Annotated in this window: 17 protein-coding genes; 9 read left to right on the top strand and 8 right to left on the bottom strand. The window is 66.4% G+C overall.

Annotated elements, in window-relative coordinates:
* A partial coding sequence (locus MK313_RS15060; RefSeq protein ID WP_287782617.1) for a phosphate ABC transporter ATP-binding protein occupies positions 1-491 on the top strand: 491 nt, incomplete at its 5' end.
* Here the strand turns inward: MK313_RS15060 and MK313_RS15055 are convergent.
* Both MK313_RS15055 and MK313_RS15050 read right to left on the bottom strand, forming a co-directional pair.
* Positions 467-1,417 (bottom strand): ROK family protein, encoded by a 951-nt coding sequence (locus tag MK313_RS15055; RefSeq protein WP_287782615.1) that lies wholly within the window; start codon positions 1,415-1,417, stop codon positions 467-469. The genes MK313_RS15060 and MK313_RS15055 overlap by 25 nt on opposite strands.
* On the bottom strand, positions 1,417-2,472 hold the full coding sequence (locus MK313_RS15050) for a TauD/TfdA family dioxygenase (protein ID WP_287782613.1): 1,056 nt from the start codon (positions 2,470-2,472) through the stop codon (positions 1,417-1,419). The genes MK313_RS15055 and MK313_RS15050 overlap by 1 nt, the downstream gene beginning before the upstream one ends.
* Before the next feature lie 167 nt (positions 2,473-2,639).
* Between MK313_RS15050 and MK313_RS15045 the strand changes: the two genes are divergently transcribed.
* Positions 2,640-3,776, top strand: a complete 1,137-nt coding sequence (locus MK313_RS15045) for a PQQ-dependent sugar dehydrogenase (protein ID WP_287782611.1) — start codon at positions 2,640-2,642, stop codon at positions 3,774-3,776.
* Here the strand turns inward: MK313_RS15045 and MK313_RS15040 are convergent, their stop codons facing one another.
* On the bottom strand, positions 3,777-4,790 hold the full coding sequence (locus MK313_RS15040) for a metal-dependent hydrolase (RefSeq protein WP_287782610.1): 1,014 nt from the start codon (positions 4,788-4,790) through the stop codon (positions 3,777-3,779). It lies immediately after the preceding gene.
* Between the two features lie 189 nt (positions 4,791-4,979).
* On the opposite strand from MK313_RS15040, the gene MK313_RS15035 reads away from it, so the two are divergent.
* Entirely contained in the window at positions 4,980-6,881 is a 1,902-nt protein-coding gene (locus MK313_RS15035) for a propionyl-CoA synthetase (RefSeq protein ID WP_287782608.1), read from the top strand.
* A gap of 10 nt (positions 6,882-6,891) precedes the next feature.
* On the opposite strand, the gene MK313_RS15030 is transcribed toward MK313_RS15035, so the two are convergent.
* Positions 6,892-8,322, bottom strand: a complete 1,431-nt coding sequence (locus tag MK313_RS15030; protein ID WP_008944466.1) for a PleD family two-component system response regulator — start codon at positions 8,320-8,322, stop codon at positions 6,892-6,894.
* Positions 8,323-8,328: 6 nt separating this feature from the next.
* Positions 8,329-8,694, bottom strand: a complete 366-nt coding sequence (locus MK313_RS15025) for a response regulator (protein ID WP_008944467.1) — start codon at positions 8,692-8,694, stop codon at positions 8,329-8,331.
* 153 nt (positions 8,695-8,847) lie between these two features.
* Between MK313_RS15025 and MK313_RS15020 the strand changes: the two genes are divergently transcribed.
* The 3 genes from MK313_RS15020 to MK313_RS15010 all read left to right on the top strand — a co-directional run bounded on the left by MK313_RS15020 (position 8,848) and on the right by MK313_RS15010 (position 12,737).
* Entirely contained in the window at positions 8,848-9,765 is a 918-nt protein-coding gene (locus MK313_RS15020; RefSeq protein WP_287782605.1) for an ROK family protein, read from the top strand.
* Positions 9,762-11,030: a DNA polymerase IV gene (locus tag MK313_RS15015; RefSeq protein ID WP_287782603.1), complete on the top strand. Its 1,269-nt coding sequence runs from the start codon at positions 9,762-9,764 to the stop codon at positions 11,028-11,030. The genes MK313_RS15020 and MK313_RS15015 overlap by 4 nt, the downstream gene beginning before the upstream one ends.
* Before the next feature lie 81 nt (positions 11,031-11,111).
* A complete protein-coding gene (locus tag MK313_RS15010; protein ID WP_287782602.1) occupies positions 11,112-12,737 on the top strand; it encodes an acyl-CoA synthetase in 1,626 nt (541 codons plus the stop codon).
* A 221-nt stretch (positions 12,738-12,958) separates the two neighbouring features.
* Here the strand turns inward: MK313_RS15010 and MK313_RS15005 are convergent, their stop codons facing one another.
* The 3 genes from MK313_RS15005 to MK313_RS14995 are packed head-to-tail and all read right to left on the bottom strand — an operon-like array spanning position 12,959 to position 17,270.
* A complete protein-coding gene (locus MK313_RS15005) occupies positions 12,959-14,968 on the bottom strand; it encodes an acetyl/propionyl/methylcrotonyl-CoA carboxylase subunit alpha (RefSeq protein ID WP_287782600.1) in 2,010 nt (669 codons plus the stop codon).
* Entirely contained in the window at positions 14,965-15,756 is a 792-nt protein-coding gene (locus MK313_RS15000; protein WP_287782598.1) for an enoyl-CoA hydratase/isomerase family protein, read from the bottom strand. The genes MK313_RS15005 and MK313_RS15000 overlap by 4 nt, the downstream gene beginning before the upstream one ends.
* A gap of 32 nt (positions 15,757-15,788) precedes the next feature.
* The gene (locus MK313_RS14995; protein WP_287782596.1) at positions 15,789-17,270 is read right to left on the bottom strand and encodes a leucyl aminopeptidase; all 1,482 of its coding nucleotides are present in this window, start codon (positions 17,268-17,270) and stop codon (positions 15,789-15,791) included.
* Between the two features lie 242 nt (positions 17,271-17,512).
* On the opposite strand from MK313_RS14995, the gene lptF reads away from it, so the two are divergent.
* The 3 genes from lptF to MK313_RS14980 form a co-directional block, all read left to right on the top strand.
* The gene (lptF, locus tag MK313_RS14990) at positions 17,513-18,631 is read left to right on the top strand and encodes an LPS export ABC transporter permease LptF (protein ID WP_183077970.1); all 1,119 of its coding nucleotides are present in this window, start codon (positions 17,513-17,515) and stop codon (positions 18,629-18,631) included.
* A gap of 3 nt (positions 18,632-18,634) precedes the next feature.
* A complete protein-coding gene (lptG, locus tag MK313_RS14985) occupies positions 18,635-19,744 on the top strand; it encodes an LPS export ABC transporter permease LptG (protein WP_121220634.1) in 1,110 nt (369 codons plus the stop codon).
* A gap of 4 nt (positions 19,745-19,748) precedes the next feature.
* Positions 19,749-21,013: LPS-assembly protein LptD (locus tag MK313_RS14980; protein WP_287782594.1), on the top strand; the 1,265-nt coding region annotated here is incomplete at its 3' end.

The raw sequence follows: 21,013 nt of genomic DNA, 5'->3' as shown, positions 1-21,013 counted from the left end.
GGGTGGTCCAGAAACCGCACCCCTTCGCCACGTCGATCTACGACACTGTGGGCTCTCCGCTCCGCGTGGACGGCTTCTCCGACCGCCGCATCCTGGACGAGACCTGTGAGCGCGCGCTGCGTGGCTCTGCCCTGTGGGACGAGGTGAAGGACCGGCTGAAGGAATCGGCGCTTGGCATGTCCGGGGGCCAGCAGCAGCGCCTGTGCATCGCGCGCGCCATCGCCTCCGACCCGGAAGTGCTGCTGATGGACGAGCCCTGTTCGGCGCTCGACCCCATCGCCACGGCGAAGATCGAGGAACTGATCGACGAGCTGCGCGGTCACTACACGATCATCGTCGTGACCCACAACATGCAGCAGGCCGGTCGCGTTTCCGACAACACCGCCTTCATGTATCTCGGCCGGCTGATCGAGTACGGCAAGACCGAAACCATCTTCACCGCACCAAAGGTGCCTCAGACCCGCGACTATGTGACCGGCCGGTTTGGTTGATTGCGCAGGGCCGCCGCCAGCCCGGTGAAGGCCGGGTAGGCGGCGTCCAGCAGGCTGACCGGGATCGCCTCCAGATAGGCGGCGAACGGGCCCTTGTCGGTGAAGCGCCGGATGAAGGCGTCCCGGTCGAAGGCCGGTCCCATCCGGCCCGGCAAATCGCCTGCGATCACCACGCCGCCACGCGCATCGAAGCTCATGGCAAGGTCGCCGGCGATGCCGCCCAGCATCGCCGAATGGGCGGACGCTGCGGCCTTCGCCTGCGGATCTCCGCAGCCCAGTGCCGCCGCCGTGACCTCCTCCGGCGTCGCCTCCCGCCCCGAGAGAGCCCGATACAGCCGGGCGAGGCCAGGGGCCGCCAACACATCCTCCGCCGACAGATGCCCGCTGTCCGGGCGCAGCTTTTCCAGCAGCGCCGCCTCCGCCACGTCGCGGGCGGCCAGCGTCACATGGCCGCCTTCGCTGGAGGCGACATGGAAGCTGCTGCCAGCGGGGATCAGCGCCGCGACCCCTAACCCTGTTCCGGGAGCAACCACCAGCCGCGCAGCAGCGGGGTTGGCGGTACCTGGCTTCAGCGGCAGGAACGCGCTCTCCGGCAGGTCGGGCAGGGCGCGGGCGATGGCGGCCACGTCATTCATCACGCACACCGGCGCGAAGCCGAAACGTGCGGCAAGGCCGGAGGCGGAAAAGCGCCAGGGATGGTTGGTGAGCGCCACTGCATCGCCTGTCACCGGCCCGGCGACCGCCAGTGCCAGCGCGTCCGGGCGATGGCCGGTGCGGCCCATCCAGTGCTGGATCGCCGCTTCCAGCGTCTCGTGGGCGGCGGTGGGGAATACGTCGGGCGCGCCGATGCGGCCATCCTGATCCAGCAGGGCAAAGCGCGTGTTGGTGCCGCCGATATCGGCCAGCAGAGCGGTTCCGCTCCGCATCAGACCGGAGTCAGCGGCGCATGCAGCCGTGTTTCGGGCAGGATGATGCCGCCGCGCTCGCCCGGCGTCACGGTGCCATAGCGCTGGGCATAGGCCGGGGGCAGGGCGCGCGCGCTTTCCGGCGCCAGCCACAGCCGCAGCAGGTGGCGCTTCTTCGTGTCTTCCTCCCAATCCTCGAAGCCGGTACGGTCATGCAGGATGGTGTGGTTGTGCACGAACTGCAGGTCGCCGGGGCGCAGCACCATGGTGAAGTTGAGGGCGGGATCGTCGGCCAGCGCGTCGAACAGGTCCAGCGCCTCCACCGTTTTCGGTGACAGGCGGGGCGCATCCTCGAAGCGCTGCGCGGAATTGATGTATTGCCGCTGATAGATGACGGAGATCAGCCCGTCATGCACGCTGAACACCGGAATCTCGAAATAGGGCTTCTGGCCGGGGGAGACCTCGCCGCGCCGGTCGGTGGCGACGGGGCGCAGCAGGTGCGGCAGCAGGTCAGGCCGGCGGCGGTGGATCTCGTTATAGATCGTCATCGAGCTGACCAGCGCCGAATGGCCGCCGGACTTCGCCGCCTTCAGGCAGAGCAGCCCGACCACATCGCAGGAATCGGTATGGAAGGTCTGGCGCTCGCGGGTCTGGTAGATGCGCACATTCGGATCGTTGGAGGCGAGGCCCAGATCGCGCACATGGCCCAGGATATGGCCTTTGCCGTTCTGCGATTTGGGATTGCCCAGATGCCGGCCGATGCCGACGAAGGCGGCGGCGGACAGCTCGATGGGCCAGTCATCGACCGGCAGGCCGCGGAACAGCACGAAGCCGCGTCCGGTCAGCAATTCCTCCAGCGCTTCCGCCAGCACCAGCCCCAGTGTCGGCAGCGGGAAGTCCGCCTTGCCGATCCGCGCGATATCGATGCCTTGCGCGAGGGCGGCCCTGGCGGCCTGCTCCACCTCCGCGACATTGGCGGGGGACAGCGGCAGGATCCATTCCTGCTCGCGGGCCAGCATGTCGGGCCCGTACCAGGCGGAGGGGCCGGTCACTTCAGGCGGCAGGGGGGATGTCATGGAGAAAGGCGTCCTCGGTCGCGTGTTCTGATTTTCGCGCAGTATTCCCCGCCGCTTGGCAGGGGTCAACGCATAGGACAGCGGCAGGCCGGCGGGTTGACCGGCTGGAATGTGCCCCCACCTCAGAAAGGCACCCCAGAGACGGGGACATGGTTCAAGGAGAGACGATGCGCCTGCCCCAATACGCCGTTTTCTGCGCCGTCCTGTTGCTGGCCCTCCCCGCCGACGCCCAGCAACCTCAGCGTTTCTCCACGCAGAAGGCGGATATCCTCGTCGAGACCGTGGCACGCGGGCTGGAGAATCCCTGGTCGCTGGCCTTCCTGCCGGACGGGCGCATGCTGGTGACGGAACGGCCGGGCCGGCTGCGCCTGGTCGGCCGCGGCGGGGCGATCTCAGCGCCGCTGGAAGGCACGCCGGAAGTCGTTGCCAGCGGGCAGGGCGGGCTGCTGGATGTGATCCTGGGGCCGGATTTCGAGACCAGCCGGCTGATCTATATGAGCTTCGCCGAGCCGGGCGAGGGCGGGGCCAACGGTACGGCGGTGGCGCGTGGCCGGCTGTCACCCGACGGGCGGCGCATCGAGGGTTTGGAGGTGATCTTCAGCCAGAAGCCGAAGATCAGCAGCCGGCTGCATTTTGGCTCCCGCCTCGCCTTCGGGACGGATGGCACGCTCTATGCCACGACGGGCGAGCGGTTCGGCAACCGCGACATGGCGCAGGGGCTCGACAATCATCTGGGCAAGGTCATCCGCATCAATCCGGATGGCAGCGTGCCGGCGGATAATCCTTTCGTCGGCCAGGCGGGTGCCCTGCCGGAAATCTTCTCCTACGGCCACCGCAACCCGCAGGGCATGACCGTGCATCCGGTGACCGGCCGGCTGTGGCTGCACGAGCATGGCGCGCGTGGCGGCGACGAGATCAATTTGCCGGAAGCCGGCAAGAACTATGGCTGGCCGGTCATCAGCTATGGCGTGCACTATTCCGGCGCGAAGATCGGCGAGGGAACGACGAAGCCCGGCATGGAACAGCCTATCCATTACTGGGACCCGTCCATCGCCCCCAGCGGCATGGCCTTCTATCATCAGGGTGCGATAGCGGCCTGGGAGGGCAATCTGTTCGTCGGCGCGCTGGCAGGGCAGCATCTCGCCCGGCTGGAGATCGAGGGCGAGCGCGTGACCAGCCAGGAAAAGCTGCTGGGCGCGCTTGGCGCGCGCTTCCGCGATGTCCGCATGGGGCCGGACGGCCATCTCTATGCGCTGACCGATTCCGACGAGGGCCGGTTGCTGAGGATCAGGCCGGCGCGCTGACTACTCCGTCCGTACCGCGCTTTCGTCGAGGATACGCCGCCACAGCCAGGAAAGCTGCGAGGCGTCGTTCACCCGTTCCAGCTGCTTTGCCGGCACCATGCCGGTGACCGGGCTGTTGCGCTCCGCGATCTTGAAGGTGAAGACGTAGTTTGGCTCCACCCCCATGCGCAGATCGGTCAGCAGCACGTCGTGGCCTTTGGCGCTGAGCGCGTAATAGCCGCGGCTGAAGGCGGCGACCTTCTCGACCGGCGTGCGGTCCGGCAGGTCTGCTTCCAGCGCCATGCCACGCGGGTGGACATGCAGCGGTGCCGCCGCTTGCTCATCGAAGATCGAGCGATAGACATTCACATAGCGGTCGCCATCGATGGCCAGCCCGCGCCACAGCAGGCTGTTGAAGGGCATCGGGATCATCGTCAGCCGCTCATAGCCCTGTCCGGCTTCGGCCAGCGCCTGCTTCACCTTGGCCTCGGCGATGCCCTGGGCGGCAAGGGTCCAGCCCAGATAGGCAGTGCTGAGGATCAGCGCGGTGGTGGCGGTGCGGCGCAACCTTGCCCCCCAGCCGCCGGCAATCAGCCCGGCGATCATCGCCACCAGCAGCGGCAGCGTATAGAGCGGGTCGATGATGAAGATGGACGAGATGCTGACCGGAACGTCGGAGACCGGCCAGAAGATGCGCGTGCCATAGGTGGTGAAGGCATCCAGCAGCGCATGCGTTATCAGGATCAGCCAGACCCCCAGATAACAGGCCAGACGCGAGTCCTTCAGCCGGGAATCGAGGCGGCGCAACCCTTCCGCCAGCAGCGGCGACAGCGCGGTCAGCACGAACAGCGAATGGCTGAAGCCGCGATGCGTCACAAAGGCGTCGATCGGGTCGGCCGAAGGCAGGAGGACATCGAGGTCGGGCAGGGTGCCCAGCAGGCCGCCGACAAGGATCGCCCGGCGCGCGCCGATGCGGGGGGCGAGGGCAACCGCGCCGATGGTGGCGCCAAGGGCGAACTGGGTGACGCTGTCCATGCTGTATCCGGGAAATGAAGGAGAAGACTTCCCATAAATGTGCGGCGCGCACCGAATGGCAAGGGCAGGCGCTGAGGGCGGGCCACTCTTGGACAAGCAGCCGCCTTGCCTGTCTCTGCCGCGTTACGCAATATATCCGGGCCTGCTGATGCGGGCGGGAGGAAAACGCCACAAAAAAGGGCGGACGACATGTCTGGGCGCTATGACGAGATCCATCGCCGGTCCCTCGCGGACCCTGACGCATTCTGGGGCGAGGCGGCGGAGCATATTCACTGGTTCCGGCGGTGGGACCGCGTGCTGGACCATGACCGGCCGCCATTTACCCGCTGGTTCGTCGGGGGCGAGACAAACATCGCCTATAATGCGCTGGACCGCCATGTCGCGGCGGGCCGGGGCGACCAGGCCGCCCTGCTCTATGAAAGCCCGGTCACCAACACGGAATTGCGGCTGACCTACCGGCAGCTGCGCGACCGGGTGGCGCTGTTCGCCGGTGCGCTGGCCGCGAAAGGTGTAGTCAAGGGCGACCGGGTGGTCATCTACATGCCGATGGTGCCGGAGGCGGTGGTCGCCATGCTGGCCTGCGTGCGGCTGGGGGCCATTCATTCCGTGGTGTTCGGCGGCTTCGCTGCGAACGAGCTGGCGACCCGTATCGACGATGCCAGGCCGAAGCTGATCGTCTCAGCCTCCTGCGGCATCGAAGGGCAGAAGGTCATCCCCTACAAGCCGCTGCTGGACGCCGCCATCGACAAGGCCAGCCACAAGCCCGACGCCTGCATCATCCTGCAGCGGTCGATGGAGACGGCGGCACTGAAGCCCGGCCGGGACATTGACTGGCAGGAAGCTGTCGCCGCCGCCAAGCCTGCCGACTGCGTGCCGGTGAAGGCGACCGACCCGTCCTACATCCTCTACACTTCCGGCACCACCGGCATCCCCAAGGGCGTGGTGCGCGACACTGCCGGCCACATGGTGGCGCTGCGCTGGTCGATGGAGAATATCTACGCCATGAAGCCGGGCGAGGTGTGGTGGACCGCCTCCGATGTCGGCTGGGTGGTCGGCCATTCCTACATCGTCTATGCGCCGCTGCTGCATGGCCTCACCACCATCCTCTATGAGGGCAAGCCGGTCGGCACGCCCGACGCGGCGGCGTTCTGGCGGGTAATCGCCAAGCATGGCGCGGTGGCGCTGTTCACCGCCCCCACCGCCTTCCGCGCGATCCGAAAGGAAGACCCGGAGGGCAGTCTGATCGGCCAGCACGATCTGTCGGAGTTCCGCACCCTGTTCCTGGCCGGGGAGCGCTGCGACCCGAACACGCTGGAATGGGCGGAGGAGAAGCTGGGGGTGCCGGTCATCGACCATTGGTGGCAGACCGAGACCGGCTGGCCGATCTGTGCGAACTGCATGGGGATCGAGCGGTTTCCGGTGAAGCCGGGCAGCGCCACCAAGCCGGTGCCTGGCTGGAACGTGCAGGTGGTGGATGCCCATGCGCAGCCGGTGAAACGCGGCGAGATCGGCGCGCTGGTGATGAAGCTGCCGCTGCCGCCGGGTAGCCTGCAGACGCTCTGGCACAATGATGCCGGGTTCGAGAAATCCTACATGTCGGACTATCCCGGCCACTACAAGACCGGCGATGCCGGCTATATCGACGAGGATGGCTATGTCTTCGTGATGAGCCGCACCGACGACATCATCAATGTCGCCGGCCATCGCCTGTCGACCGGCGCGATGGAGGAGGTGCTGGCGCGCCATCCCGACGTGGCGGAATGCGCTGTGATCGGCGTCGCCGACGTGCTGAAGGGTCAGCTGCCGCTGGGCATGATGGTTCTGAAGGCCGGTGTCAGCCGCCCGCATGAGGAGATCGCGCGCGAGGTGGTGCAGATGGTGCGGGAGGCCATCGGCCCGGTCGCCGCCTTCAAGACCGCGCTGGTGGTGGACCGCCTTCCCAAGACCCGGTCCGGCAAGATATTGCGCGGCACCATGCAGAAGATCGCCGACGGCGAGAGCTATCGCATGCCGGCGACCATCGACGATCCGGCGATCCTGTCGGAAATCGGCGGCCGGCTGAACGATGCCGGCTATCCGCAGAAGGAATGAGTGGCGGCGCTCACTCCGCGCTGAGCGGCCGTTCCTGCCCGCCGGGCATCGTCATCGACGGGTCGTAGAGCCGCACGGCATTGCGCCCGGAATTCTTCGCGGCATAGAGCGCCATATCGGCCCGGCGCAGCAGTTCGGTCGGATCGACCTGCGCCCATTCCTCGTCATCCTGCTTGCTGGCGATGCCGATGCTGACGGTGATCGGGATGTCCACATTGCCTTCCGGCGCGTGGAAGGTCTCGCCGGCGATGCGGCTGCGCAGCCGTTCGGCAACGCGTTCGGCAATCGCGCGGTCGGCGTCCGGCATGACGATGACGAACTCCTCGCCGCCCAGCCGGGCGACAAGGTCGAAATTGCGTACATTCTTCATGATCCGGTCGGCCAGCTCGCGCAGCACGGCATCACCCGCGCTGTGGCCATGCTGGTCGTTCACCTGCTTGAAATAGTCGATATCCATCAGCAGGATCGACATGTCCTTGTGGCTGTCGCCGCTGCGCGCGGTCAGCCCCTTCAGATGGCTATAGAGATAACGCCGGTTATAGAGGCCGGTCAGACTGTCGGTCAGCGCCAGCGACAGGCTCTGCTGGTAGTTCTCGCGCAGCCGGTCCTGATAGCGCCGCCGGCGGATCTGCGTGCGCACGCGCGCCAGCAACTCGTTGCGGTCGATCGGCTTCAGCAGATAGTCATTCACGCCGATATCCATCGCCTTGGCGATGCGCTGCATCTCGTCTTCCTCGGCGACCAGCAGGATGGGCAGCTGGCGGCTCTTCTCCTGCGCGCGCAGCTGCGAGCAGAACCGCAAGGCATCGTCGCCATTCAGGGCGAGGCTGGTGATGACCAGATCGTGGCAGCCATTGCGCACCGCCTCCAGACCGGCGGCGGCGGTGGCTGCCGTCTCGATATTGTCGGAATCGATCTGCAGCACTTCCTTGATGTTGGCGATGTCGATGGAGTTGTCCTCCACGATCAGCACCGAGGCGCGCCGCACATCCACGGCTTCGGAGCCTGCGCCCAGCATCAGACCCAGCTGGTGCGAGGTCTCCTCGCGCAGGCGCAGCTCGTCGGTCATCGTCTTCAGCCGGATCAGCGAGCGCACGCGCGCGAACAGCGCGATGTCGTTCACCGGCTTGGTCAGGAAATCGTCGGCGCCCGCCTCCAGCCCGCGCACGCGGTCGCTGGCATCGGACAGGGCGGTCACCATGACGACCGGGATGTGGTGGGTGGTGGCTTCCGCCTTCAGCCGGCGGCAGGTCTCGAACCCGTCCATGCCCGGCATCATCACGTCCAGCAGGATCAGGTCAGGGGAATCGCCCGCGGCGAGGCGCAGCGCGTCGCTGCCGTTGGTCGCACTGATGACGTCGAAATATTCCGCCGACAGCTTGGCTTCCAGCAGGCGGATATTCGGTGCGACATCATCGACAACTAGGACACGGCCGGGCATAGCACGTCAGTTCAAGAATTTCTGGACGGTCTCAAGAAAGTTCTGCACCGAAATAGGCTTGGCGATGTAGGCCTCGCAGCCGCCCTCGCGAATCTTTTCCTCATCGCCCTTCATGGCGAAGGCGGTGACCGCGATCACCGGGATCGCCTTCAGTCGGTCATCCTCCTTGATCCATTTTGTGACCTCCAGCCCGGATACCTCCGGCAGCTGGATATCCATCAGGATCAGGTCGGGACGCTTGTCACGGGCGATTTTCAGCGCTTCCATGCCGTCCCTGGTCTGCAGGATATTATAGCCGTGTGCCTCGAGCAGATCATGAAACAGTTTCATGTTCAGCTCGTTGTCCTCGACGATCAGCACGGTCTTCGCCATTGTCCCCCCAGTCATGCGCGACCCGACGCCCTGTCCCCTTCGAAGAGACGGATATTTATGAACGCGAAGGTCAGCTTACAGTAGATTTTACGTAAGACCATCAAGCTTTTCTGACGAAAAAAGACGCTATGCGGTGGATAGGGAAATAGGGCGATGCGGATCGGGATCGATCTGGGCGGCACGAAAATCGAGATCGCGGCCCTGGACGAGGCGGATGGCGCGGTGCTGGCGCGCGAGCGTATCGCGACACCGCGCGGCGATTATGACGCGACCATCGCCGCCATCCGCGATCTGGTGGCCGGCATGGAGGCCAGGCTGGGCCGGGGTGGCACCGTCGGCATCGGCATTCCGGGCGCGATCTCCCCGGCCAGCGGGCTGGTGAAGAACGCCAACTCGACCTGGCTGATCGGCCGGCCCTTCGACCGCGATCTGGAGGTGGCACTGGGCCGCCCGGTGCGGCTGGCCAACGATGCCAACTGCTTTGCCCTGTCGGAGGCGGTGGACGGGTCCGCCGCCGGTGCCGCGATCATGTTCGGCGTTATCCTTGGCACCGGGGTCGGCGGCGGCATCGTCGTGAATGGCCGGGTGCTGACCGGGGCGAACGCGATCTCCGGCGAATGGGGGCATAATCCGCTGCCCTGGCCCGAAGATACCGAAAGGCCGGGGCCAGCCTGCTATTGCGGTCGTCATGGCTGTATCGAGACCTTCCTGTCCGGGCCGGGCCTCGCCGCCGATCACCAGCGCGCCACCGGCACCGCGATGAGCGCGGAGGATGTCGTGGCGGCGGCAGCGGGGGGCGATGCAGCGGCGGAAGCGACCATGCGCCGCTATGAGGACCGGCTGGCCCGCGCGCTGGCGCATCTGGTCAATATCCTGGACCCTGAGGTGATCGTGCTGGGTGGCGGCCTGTCGGGCCTGCCGCGCCTCTATGAGGCGGTGCCGCGCCTGTGGGGGCGGTACATCTTCTCCGACCATGTGGCGACCCGCCTGCTGCCGCCGGTGCATGGCGATGCCGGCGGCGTGCGCGGTGCGGCCTGGCTGTGGCCCCCGGAGCGGGAAGACCGCAGATGACAGGGCTGTGCCGGGAGTGCGGCCATGTACTGCCGGAGAGTTGGGCGGCGCCGCGCTGCCCCGCCTGCGGCTCGCCACGGCTGATCCGCCATGCCGAGCTGGACACGCTGTCCATCGCGCATCTGGACTGCGATGCCTTCTATGCCAGCGTGGAAAAGCGCGACGATCCCAGCTTGCGGGACCGGCCGGTGCTGATCGGCGGCGGCAAGCGCGGCGTCGTCTCGGCGGCCTGCTACATCGCCCGCATCTATGGCTGCCGGTCGGCCATGCCGATGTTCAAGGCGCTGAAGCTGTGCCCCGACGCCGTGGTCATCAAGCCGAACATGGAGAAATACAGCGCGGTCGGGCGGCAGGTCCGCGCGCTGATGCTGGACACCACGCCGCTGGTGCAGCCGCTGTCCATCGATGAGGCGTTTCTCGATTTGTCGGGGACCGAGAAGCTGCACAAGGGCAGCCCGGCGCACACGCTGGTCCTGCTGGTGCGGCGCATCGAGCGGGAGATCGGCATCACCGTCTCCATCGGTCTCAGCTACAACAAGTTCCTGGCGAAGATCGCCTCCGACCTCGACAAGCCGCGCGGCTTCGCCATCGTCGGCAAGGCCGAGGCGCGGGACTTCCTGGCCCGCCAGCCGGTTTCGCTGATCTGGGGTGTCGGACAGAGCCTGCAGGGACGGCTGGTGAAGGATGGCATCACCCATATCGCGCAGCTGCAGGAGCTGGACGAGCGCACGCTGATCGCCCGCTATGGCGCGATGGGTCAGCGGCTGTTCCACTTCGCGCGCGGCATTGACGACCGCAGGGTCGAGCCGGAGCGCGAGACCAAGAGCATCTCCGCCGAGACCACCTTCGATGACGATATCGCCGACCCGGAGGCGCTGCGCCCGATCCTGTGGCGGCTGTCAGAGAAGCTGGCGAAGCGGCTGAAGGGCGAGGGCTTTGCCGCCGCCGGCATCACGCTGAAGCTGAAGACGGCGGATTTCCGCCTGCTGACCCGCAGCCGCAAGCTCGACAGCCCGACCCTGCTGGCTGAACGGCTCTATCGCGCTGCCCTGCCGCTGCTGGAGAAGGAGGCGACGGGCACCTCCTTCCGGCTGATCGGCATCGGCGCCAGCGCGCTGGCTGATCCCGCCGATGCCGACCCGCCCGATCTGGTCGATCCCGACCGCGAGCGGCAGAAGAAGATCGAAGGCGCGATGGACGCGGTGCGCAAGAAGCTGGGCGATGCGGCCATCCTGAAGGGACGGGGCTTCCCGGGCAAACGGTAGGCGCGCCCCGCATTGCCAGCGCCGCCGCCGCCCGCTAGCCTTGCCGGCAAAGAAGAAATCAACACAGGGCAGGAAGCGAGCATGACGAACCCCTATGCGCGGGATCTGGACAAGAACGCGGCCAACTACACGCCGCTCTCCCCATTGTCCTTTCTAGAGCGCACGGCTTCGGTCTACCCCGACCGTATCGGCGTGGTGCATGGAACGCTGAAACGAACCTGGCGGGAAATCTACCGGCGCAGCCGGCGGCTGGCCTCGGCGCTGACGCAGCATGGCATCGGTAAGGGCGACACGGTGGCGGTCATGGCGCCCAACGTGCCGGAGATGGTGGAATGCCATTTCGGCGTGCCGATGGCGGGCGCCGTGCTGAACGCGCTGAACACAAGGCTGGATGCCGCCACCATCGCCTTCATCCTGGAGCATGGCGAGGCGAAGGTGCTGATCACCGACCGGGAGTTCGCCGGGACCATCGCCGCCGCCCTGAAGCAGGTCCGCGCCCGGCCGCTGGTCATCGATATCGACGATCCGCTCTATGACGGGCCGGGCGAGCATCTGGGCAGCCTGGATTACGAGGCCTTCATCGCCGATGGCGACCCGGATTTCGCCTGGCACTTGCCGGCGGATGAGTGGGACGCGATCTCGCTGAACTATACTTCCGGCACTACGGGCGATCCCAAGGGCGTGGTCTATCACCATCGCGGCGCCTATCTGAACGCGCTGGGCAATGTGCTGGCCTGGAACATGTCGCGCCATGCCGTCTATCTGTGGACGCTGCCAATGTTCCACTGCAATGGCTGGTGCTTCCCCTGGACGGTGACGGCGCAGGCCGGCACCCATGTCTGCCTGCGCAGGGTGGAGGCGAAGGCGATCTACGATGCCTTTGCCGATCATGGCGTCACCCATCTGTGCGGCGCCCCCATCGTCATGGGGCTGCTGGTGAACGCGAAGCCGGAGGACCGGCGCGACTTCCCGCAGCAGGTGGAGATGATGACCGCCGCCGCCCCGCCGCCGGCCAGCATCATCCAGGGCATGGAGGCGCTGGGCATCAAGGTCACCCATGTCTATGGGTTGACCGAGGTGTATGGCCCGGTGGTGGTCTGCGCCTGGCAGCCGGACTGGGATAGCTTGCCGGTGGAGGAGCAGGCCCGCATCAAGGCGCGCCAGGGGGTGAATTATCCGGTGCTGGAAGGGCTGATGGTGGTCGACCCGGAGACGCTGGCCCCGGTGCCGGCGGATGCCCAGACCATGGGCGAGGTGTTCATGCGCGGCAATGTCGTCATGAAGGGGTATCTGAAGAACCCGGCCGCGACCGAAAAATCCTTCAGGGGCGGCTGGTTCCATACCGGCGATCTGGGCGTGCTGCACCCGGACGGCTATGTCGAGCTGAAGGACCGGTCCAAGGACATCATCATTTCCGGCGGCGAGAACATCTCCACCATCGAGGTGGAGGGCGTGCTCTATAGACACCCCGCTGTCATGGAGGCCGCCGTGGTCGCCCGGCCCGACGAGAAATGGGGCGAGACACCCTGCGCCTTCGTGAACACAAAGCCGGGGCAGAGCGTTACCGAGGCGGAGATCATCGCCTTCTGCCGGCAGCATCTGGCCGGCTTCAAGGTACCGAAGACGGTGATCTTCGGCGATTTGCCGAAGACCAGCACCGGCAAGGTGCAGAAATTCGTCCTGCGCGACAAGGCACGGGAATTGTGAGGGGGAGCGTCAATCTCCCCTCACCCAGCCTCGGCTAGGCTCGTTCCTCGCCAAGCCTCGACATCCCTCTCCCCTTCCGGGGCGAGGAATAAGAAAAACGAGAAATATCTTCCCTCGCCCCCTTGGGGGAGAGGGTTGATGAGCCTTATCGAGCCAAAGGCGAGATTAGGCGAGGCTGGGTGAGGGGGTAACTTCGGGTAGAGAAGTCGGGTCCTACCTGCCTACCCCTTCGCCGGCTCGAAGCGCAGCAGTTCCGTACCTTCCTCGACCAGGTCGCCGGTGCCGTAATGCAGTTCCGCGACCGTGCCGTCGGCGGGGGCGGCGATGGTGTGTTCCATCTTCATCGCCTCCATGACGATGAGGGCGGCGCCCTTGGCGACCTTGGCGCCGGCCTTGATCAGCACCTGCACGATCTTGCCGGGCATCGGAGCGGTGAAGCGCGCGCCGGCCCCCTCGGCCATCGCCTCGGCCTCCAGCACCGGGTCGATCAGGCTGAGCCGCCGGTCCGGCTGGCCAGCGCCGGGCAGCACCCAGTAATCCAGCCCGTCGCGGACCACCACCGCTTCGCGGCGCACGCCATCCAGCAATACCGTCAGAAGCCCATTCTCCTCGGCCAGGATCTGGGCCGGCATGCTGCCGCCGGGCAGATCGAGCACGAAGCCATCGCGGCGGAAATGCAGGGTAACCGCCCGTTCGGCCTCGCCATCGCGGAAGGCAAGCCGATGGTGGGCATCGTCGTTCAGTCGCCAGCCATCGACACGGTGCCAGGGCGAGAAGGGATCGCCGGAGCGGGTGGCAGCTTCCCGCGCCTCGCGCGTGCGGGCGGCCATGAAGGCCAGCGCGGCCAGCGCCAGATGGATGTCCCCGGCGGGCTGGGCCGGCGGCAGCAGGTCCGCTTCGTGCTCGGCGATGAAGCCGGTATGGACATCGCCGGCGGCAAAGGCGGGATGGCGGGCAAGTGCTGCCAGAAAGCCGATATTGGTGGCAAGTCCGGCAACGCGTGTCGCCTCCAGCGCGCGGGCGAGCCGGTCCAGCGCCTGCGCCCGGTCGGCGCCATGCACAATCAATTTGGCGATCATCGGATCGTAATGGACGGAGACGCTGTCGCCCTCGCGCACGCCGGTATCGATGCGCACGCCGTCCGTCGGGAAGCGCAGTGCTGCCAGCCTGCCGGTCTGCGGCACGAAATCGCGGGACGGGTCTTCGGCATAGAGCCGCGCCTCGAAGGCATGGCCGTTGATGCGCAGCTGGTCCTGTGCCAACGGCAAAGGCTCGCCCGACGCGACGCGCAGCTGCCATTCGACAAGGTCGAGCCCGGTGATCGCCTCGGTCACCGGATGCTCCACCTGCAGGCGGGTGTTCATCTCCATGAAGAAGAAGTCGCCCGCCGCATCGACGATGAATTCCACCGTGCCGGCGCCGACATAGGAAATCGCCTTTGCGGCGGCCACGGCGGCCTCGCCCATCTCGCGCCGCCGTTCCCCGGTCATGTCGGGGGCGGGGGCTTCCTCGATCACCTTCTGGTGGCGGCGCTGGACCGAACAGTCGCGCTCGAACAGGTGCAGGCAATTGCCGTGGCCATCGGCGAAGATCTGGATTTCGACATGGCGCGGGCGGACCAGATATTTCTCGATCAGCACCTTGTCATCGCCGAAGGAGGCACTGGCCTCGCGCCGGGCGGAGGCCAGCTGGGCGGCAAAATCGGCGGGTTGCTCGACCACCTTCATGCCCTTGCCGCCGCCGCCTGCCGAGGCCTTGATGAGGACGGGATAGCCGATGCGGTTGGCCTGCCGCTCCAGGAAGGCGGGTTCCTGCTTGTCGCCGTGATATCCCGGCACCAGCGGCACCTTGGCCTTTTCCATCAGCTGCTTCGCCGCCGACTTGCTGCCCATTGCCTCGATGGCGCTGGCCGGCGGGCCGACGAAGATGATGCCCGCATCGGCGCAGGCGCGGGCGAACTCTGCATTCTCCGACAGGAAGCCATAGCCGGGATGGATGGCATCGGCCCCGGCGCGCTTCGCTACATCGAGGATGACATCGCCGCGCAGATAGGAGTCGCGGGCCGGTGCCGCGCCGATGGGCCAGGCCTCGTCGCAGCTTTCCACATGCAGGCTGCCGGCATCGGCCTCGGAATAGACGGCGATGGTGCGGATGCCCAGTCGCCGGGCGGTGCGGGCGATGCGGCAGGCGATCTCGCCGCGGTTGGCGATCAGCAGCGTGCGGATGATCATTCGCTCACCCAGGCCGGCTTGCGTTTCTCCAGAAAGGCGGACAGCCCTTCGCGGCCTTCCTTGCTGGCGCGGATGCGGCCGATGCGCAGCGCCGTCTCGCGCCGGAGGTTGCCGTCGAATTCCAGCCCGTCCACCAGATGCACCAGATCCTTGGCGGCGCGGGTCGCCTCGGGGCCGGATTTCAGGATGGCATCGAGAATGCCATCCACCGTGGCATCCAGCCGGTCGGCGGGCACCACCTCATGCACAAGGCCGAGGCGCAGTGCGGTCGCGGCGTCGAACCGCTCCCCGGTCAGGAAATAGCGCCGGGCCTGCCGCGTGCCGATGGCGCGCACCGCATAGGGGCTGATGGCGGCGGGGATGATGCCCAGCCGCACCTCGGAGAAGGCGAAGGTCGCGCTGTCGGCGGCAATCGCGATGTCGCAGCAGGCCACCAGCCCGACGCCGCCGCCCATCGCCGCCCCCTGCACGCGGGCGACCACCGGCATCGGCAGGCGGTCCAGCGCCTCCATCATGTCGGTCAGCGCCAGCGCGTCGGTGAAGTTCTCGTGTTCGCCGGAGGCCGCCATGCGGCGCATCCAGTCGAGATCGGCCCCGGCGGAGAAGCTCTTGCCCTCCGAGGTCAGCAGCAGCACGCGGACGGAATCATCCTGCGCCAGCTTCTTGAAGACCGCCGACAGGTCGGCGATCAGCTTCTCGTCGAAGGCGTTGTGGATGTCCGGCCGGTTCAGACGCAGCACCGCCACGCCGTCCGGCCGCTTCTCGAAGATAAGGGGCTGATCGGTCATGGCGGTGATGCTTTCATGTTTACTCGACCAGTTTACTCAAAATGCGTGGCGACCAGCCGGTCCAGCAGCCGCACGCCGAAGCCGGACGCGCCCTTCGGCACGGTCGGCTTGTCCTTGTAGGCCCAGGCAACTCCGGCGATGTCCAGATGCACCCACGGCACGTCGTTGGTGAAGCGCTTCAGGAACATGGCGGCGGTGATGGAGCCGCCTGGCCGGCCGCCGACATTCTTCATGTCCGCCGCGTCGGTGTTCAGTTCCTTGTCGTAGGCATCGCCGATCGGCATGTGCCAGACCGTCTCGCCGATCTCCTTGCCGCAGCCGGCGATCTGCTCGGCCAGCGTGTCGTCGCTGGCGAACATGCCGGCATGCTCATGGCCCAGCGAGATGATGATGGCGCCGGTCAGGGTGGCGAGGTCGATCATGAAGCGCGGCTTGAAGCGGTCCTGGCAATACCACAGGCAGTCGGCCAGCACGAGGCGGCCTTCTGCGTCGGTGTTGATGACCTCGATGGTCTGGCCCGACATGGAGGTGACGATGTCGCCCGGCCGCTGCGCATTGCCGTCCGGCATGTTCTCGACCAGCCCGACAATGCCGATGACATTGGCCTTCGCCTTGCGGCCGGCCAGCGCCTTCATCAGCCCGATGACGGTGCCGGAGCCGCCCATGTCCCACTTCATCTCCTCCATGCCGCCGGCCGGCTTGATGGAGATGCCGCCGGTGTCGAAGGTGACACCCTTGCCGATGAAGGCCAGCGGCTTGTCCTTGGATTTCGGCGCGCCCTTCCACTGCATGATGACCATCTTCGGCTCGCGCACGCTGCCCTGGGCCACGCCCAGCAGCGCGCCCATGCCCAGCTTCTTCATCTCCTTCTGGCCCAGCACCTCGACCTCGACGCCAAGCTCGGCCAGCTTCTTCGCCTCTTCGGCCAGGGTCTCGGGGTATATGATGTTGCCGGGCTCGGAGACGACATCGCGGGTCAGGAACACGCCCTCGGCGATGGCCTCCAGCGGGGCGAACAGCTTCTTCGCCTCGGCGGCGCGCTCGGTCAGGACGGACAGCTTCTTCAGGCTCGGCTTGTCCTCTGCCTTCTCCTTGGTGCGGTACTTGTCGAACCGGTAGCTGCGCAGCATGGCGCCATAGGCCATGTGGGCGGCGATCTCCGCCTCGGAGGCCGGGCCGGCCTCGACCCAGATCGATGCCTCGCTCTCGCCGCTGCCGGCCAGAGCGGCATAGATGCCGCCGCCGGCTTCTTCCGCCCAGCGCGGGGTGATGCCGTCGGTCTTGCCGACGCCGTACAGCAGGATACGCGAGGCATCGATGCCCGACGGGGCAAGGATGGCCAGGGTCTGGTGCGCTTTGCCGGTGAAGCGGCTGGCGGCCATGGCGCGGGTCAGCGCGCCGCCGGTGCGATGGTCGAGATCGGCCGCCGCCGCGCCCATCGTGCGGTCTTCCAGAATACCGACGACGAGGGCGCCCTTCTTGGGCAGGTCATGCTTCGCGAAACCGATCTTCATCTTCCATTCCCCTTGGGCTTCGGCCATCGATGTTGAACTGCGGGCCAGGGCCAGCCGGCCCCGGCACCTATGGGTCTATAGCACAGCGGCCACCGCCGCTGCAGTCCCCCATACTGCATTACGTAATGGCCCAGAAAACCAGCGAAAAGCCTTTACGGACAGGGTAAACTCGGATACCCCGACAACGAAGCCCCGCCGGGGCAATGAGAAATCGCCCGGAATCCAAGGCAACAGCGCTCAGCATGGTACGTCGCATCGATCGCTACATTGTCCGGCAGCTGGTCGTCGCGATCTTCTTCGTGCTGATCTGCCTGACAGCGGCGATCTGGCTGACGCAGTCGCTGCGCCTCATCGACCTGATCGTCAATCGCGGGCTGCCGATCACCACCTTCCTGTATCTCACCGTGTTGCTGCTGCCGCAATTCCTGGCGCTGGTGTTGCCGGTCGCCTGTTTCGCGGCGATCCTGTTCACCTACAACCGGATGATGAGCGACAGCGAGATGGTGGTGATGTTCGGCTCCGGCGTGGGGCCGCTGTCGCTGGCCCGGCCGGCGCTGGCCTGCGCGTTGGGCGTGACCGTCATCGGCTATGCCATCATGCTGTACTTCATGCCGGCGGCCTATCGCGACTTCAAGGATCTGCAGTTCCAGATCCGCAACAATTATTCCAACGTGCTGCTGCGCGAGGGTGTGTTCACCAGCGTCGGCGACCGGCTGACCGTGTTCATCCGCCAGCAGAACAGCGACGGCCAGCTGTTCGGCATCCTGATCCATGATGGGCGCGACCCGGCCAATCCGGAAACGCTGATTGCCGAGCAGGGCGCGCTGGTCATCACCGACGAGGGGCCTCGCGTGGTGATGGTGAACGGCAACCGCCAGACGCGTGACACGCAGGGCCGCCAGACCACGCTGTATTTCGACCGTTACACCGTCGAGATCGGCACCATGCAGCAGGAATTCGCCGGGCGCTGGCGCGAACCGCGCGAGCGTTTCCTGATGGAGCTGTTGGCGGAGAGCGACAATCCCGACGATGTGCGCTTCCGCAACCGGCTGATCACCGAGGTGCATAACCGGCTGGCCAGCCCGCTGCTGACCATCGGCTTCGCCATGATCGGGCTGGCGGCACTGTTCAGCGGTGAGTTCTCGCGCCGCGGGCGCACCGCGCGCCTGCTGGCCGCGGTGGTCATCATGCTGGCCTGCCAGGCGCTTTATTTTGCCGCCATGTCGCTGGCGCAACGCAATGTCGCGGCGGTCGGGCTGCTCTATCTGCCGTCGCTGCTGCCGCTGCTGCTCGGGCTCTATGTACTGGTGCGCCGGCGGCGGCGACCGCCGGCCTATGCCGATCCGGCGACGGCGGGCTGACCGATGGCTGCGATGCGAACCCGCCTTTCCCTGACGCTGTCGCTCTATTTCGCGCGGAATTTCCTGCTGCAATTCGCGGGCGTGTTCCTGTCGATCCTGCTGGTCGTACTGATCGGCGATACGGTGGAACTGCTGCGCCGCTCCGCCTCGCACGAGGATGTGGGGCTGCAGACCGTGCTGGCCATGGCGCTGCTGAAGCAGCCCAACATGGCGCAGATCATCCTGCCCTTCGCCATGCTGTTCGCGGCCTTGCTGTCCTTCACAAGGTTGACGCGGACGCAGGAGCTTGTGGTCACCCGCGCGGCCGGCATCTCGGTCTGGCAGTTCCTGTTTCCGGCGCTGATGTGCGCGCTGCTGATCGGCGGATTCCGGGTGACCCTGTTCAACCCGTTCGCCTCCATCCTGACGGCACGCTACGAGTTCCTGGAGCGCACGCATCTGGACTGGAGCAGCAATCTGCTGGCGGTGTCGGATACCGGGCTGTGGCTGCGGCAATCGACGCCGGACGGCAGTTCCATCCTGCATGCCCAGGGGGTGGACCAGACCAGCCAGGAATTCCAGGGCATCATCGTCTTCCTCTATAACAAGGAAGAACGCTTCACCGGCCGCATCGACGCCATGCGCGGGCGTCTGGTGCCCGGCGCCTGGGAATTCAGCGATGTGTCGATCCGCGACGAGGGGCAACAGGCCCGGCTGCTGGACAGCTACCGGCTGCCCACCGACCTGACGCTGGAGAACCTGCAGGAAAGCTTCGCCGCGCCGGAAACCATGTCGTTCTGGGAGCTGCCGCGCTTCATCGAGATTCTGGAACATGCCGGCTTCTCCGCGCAGAAGCACAGGCTTTACCTGCATTCGCTGCTGGCCAGCCCGTTTCTGCTGTGCGCGATGGTGCTGGTGGCGGCGACCTTCTCGCTCAGGCTCACCCGGCATGGCGGAACGCTCGCCATCGCATCCGGCGGCTTGCTTGTTGGCTTCATTCTGTATTTCTTTAGCGACCTGATCTATGCGCTCGGCCTGTCCGGACGTATTCCCGTGACCCTGTCCGCCTGGACGCCGGCGACCGTCAGCCTGCTGTTCGGGGTGTCCATGCTGTTCCATCTGGAGGATGGCTGATCCCGTGCCGCGCCGCCGATTTGCTCTTCCCCTGATGCTTGCCCTGGGCGCGCTGCTGCTGGCGCCGGGGATCGGGCATGCCCAGCAGCAGGGCCAGACGGCGCAGCAGGAAGAACCGCCGGTCCTGTTTACCGCCGACCAGATGGAGTATGACGAGACGCTGATGACGGTCACCGCGCGCGGCAATGTCGAGCTGTCGCAGAATGACCGTGTGCTGCGCGCCGATGTCGTCACCTACAACCAGAAGACCGACATCGTGACGGCAACCGGCAATGTCGTGCTGGTGGAGCCGAGCGGCGAGGTCGCCTTCGCCGACTACGCCGAACTGACCGGCGATCTGCGCGACGGCTTCATCGACCAGCTGCGCGTCCTGCTGACCGACAATTCCCGCCTGGCCGCCAACAGCGCCCGGCGCATCGACGGCAACCGCAAGGAAATGGAGCGGGCGGTCTATTCGCCCTGCGACCTGTGCGCCAAGGACCCGACGCGCCCGCCGCTGTGGCAGATGAAGGCACGCCGCGTTGTGCATGACGAGGAGACGAAGGACCTCGTCTATAACGACGCGGTGATGGAGATTGCAGGCTTCCCGGTCGCCTACCTGCCCTATTTCAGCCATCCGGACCCGACGGTGGACCGGCGCAGTGGCGTACTGGTGCCGCGCATCGGCTATTCGGATGATCTGGGCGCGGTGCTGGGCGTGCCCTACTACTATACCTTCTCGCCGCAGAACGACATGACGCTGGAGCCGATCTACATGTCAGAGGAGGGCGGCATGCTGCTGGGCGAGTACCGCCACCGCTTCTATTTCGGGGAGGTCACGCTGGCCGGCAGCCTTGGCTATCTCGATGAGCGGGAGGTCGGGCGGGAAACCGGCGACCAGGTCGCCAAGGGCCATATCGACAGCGAGGGCATCTTTCACCTGACCGACCGCTGGCGCGCCGGCTTCGATGTGGAGCGGGTCAGCGACCGCACCTATCTGAAGCGCTACCGGCTGGATTCGCGCGACGTGCTGACCAGCCGCGTCTATGCCGAGCGTTTCGCGCCGATGGCCTATACCTCGGTCGCCTCCTATTCCTTCCAGGGTCTGCGCTCCTTCGATGTGGATGAGCAGATGCCGCTCGTCGCCCCCTATGCGCAGCACCGCATGCGCACCGCGCCGGACCCGAATGGCAGCTATTTCTCGCTGGATGCGACCGCCCTGTCGCTGACGCGGGAGATTGGCGCCGACAGCCGGCGCGTCTCCTTCCTGTCCGGCTGGCACCTGCCCTA

The sequence above is a fragment of the Oceanibaculum sp. genome, assembly GCF_022449305.1.
Lineage (GTDB): Bacteria > Pseudomonadota > Alphaproteobacteria > Oceanibaculales > Oceanibaculaceae > Oceanibaculum > Oceanibaculum indicum.
The sequence above is the reverse complement of the archived record's forward strand: the minus strand, read 5'-3'. Positions and strand labels throughout refer to the sequence as shown.

What these genes read in the sequence shown, in the direction of transcription:
- MK313_RS15055 (WP_287782615.1), bottom strand. Translation starts at nt 1,417, where the DNA reads ATGCGGAGCGGAACCGCTCTGCTGGCCGATATCGGCGGCACCAACACG.
- MK313_RS15050 (WP_287782613.1), bottom strand. Translation starts at nt 2,472, where the DNA reads ATGACATCCCCCCTGCCGCCTGAAGTGACCGGCCCCTCCGCCTGGTAC.
- MK313_RS15045 (WP_287782611.1), top strand. Translation starts at nt 2,640, where the DNA reads ATGCGCCTGCCCCAATACGCCGTTTTCTGCGCCGTCCTGTTGCTGGCC.
- MK313_RS15040 (WP_287782610.1), bottom strand. Translation starts at nt 4,790, where the DNA reads ATGGACAGCGTCACCCAGTTCGCCCTTGGCGCCACCATCGGCGCGGTT.
- MK313_RS15035 (WP_287782608.1), top strand. Translation starts at nt 4,980, where the DNA reads ATGTCTGGGCGCTATGACGAGATCCATCGCCGGTCCCTCGCGGACCCT.
- MK313_RS15030 (WP_008944466.1), bottom strand. Translation starts at nt 8,322, where the DNA reads ATGCCCGGCCGTGTCCTAGTTGTCGATGATGTCGCACCGAATATCCGC.
- MK313_RS15025 (WP_008944467.1), bottom strand. Translation starts at nt 8,694, where the DNA reads ATGGCGAAGACCGTGCTGATCGTCGAGGACAACGAGCTGAACATGAAA.
- MK313_RS15020 (WP_287782605.1), top strand. Translation starts at nt 8,848, where the DNA reads ATGCGGATCGGGATCGATCTGGGCGGCACGAAAATCGAGATCGCGGCC.
- MK313_RS15015 (WP_287782603.1), top strand. Translation starts at nt 9,762, where the DNA reads ATGACAGGGCTGTGCCGGGAGTGCGGCCATGTACTGCCGGAGAGTTGG.
- MK313_RS15010 (WP_287782602.1), top strand. Translation starts at nt 11,112, where the DNA reads ATGACGAACCCCTATGCGCGGGATCTGGACAAGAACGCGGCCAACTAC.
- MK313_RS15005 (WP_287782600.1), bottom strand. Translation starts at nt 14,968, where the DNA reads ATGATCATCCGCACGCTGCTGATCGCCAACCGCGGCGAGATCGCCTGC.
- MK313_RS15000 (WP_287782598.1), bottom strand. Translation starts at nt 15,756, where the DNA reads ATGACCGATCAGCCCCTTATCTTCGAGAAGCGGCCGGACGGCGTGGCG.
- MK313_RS14995 (WP_287782596.1), bottom strand. Translation starts at nt 17,270, where the DNA reads ATGAAGATCGGTTTCGCGAAGCATGACCTGCCCAAGAAGGGCGCCCTC.
- lptF (WP_183077970.1), top strand. Translation starts at nt 17,513, where the DNA reads ATGGTACGTCGCATCGATCGCTACATTGTCCGGCAGCTGGTCGTCGCG.
- lptG (WP_121220634.1), top strand. Translation starts at nt 18,635, where the DNA reads ATGGCTGCGATGCGAACCCGCCTTTCCCTGACGCTGTCGCTCTATTTC.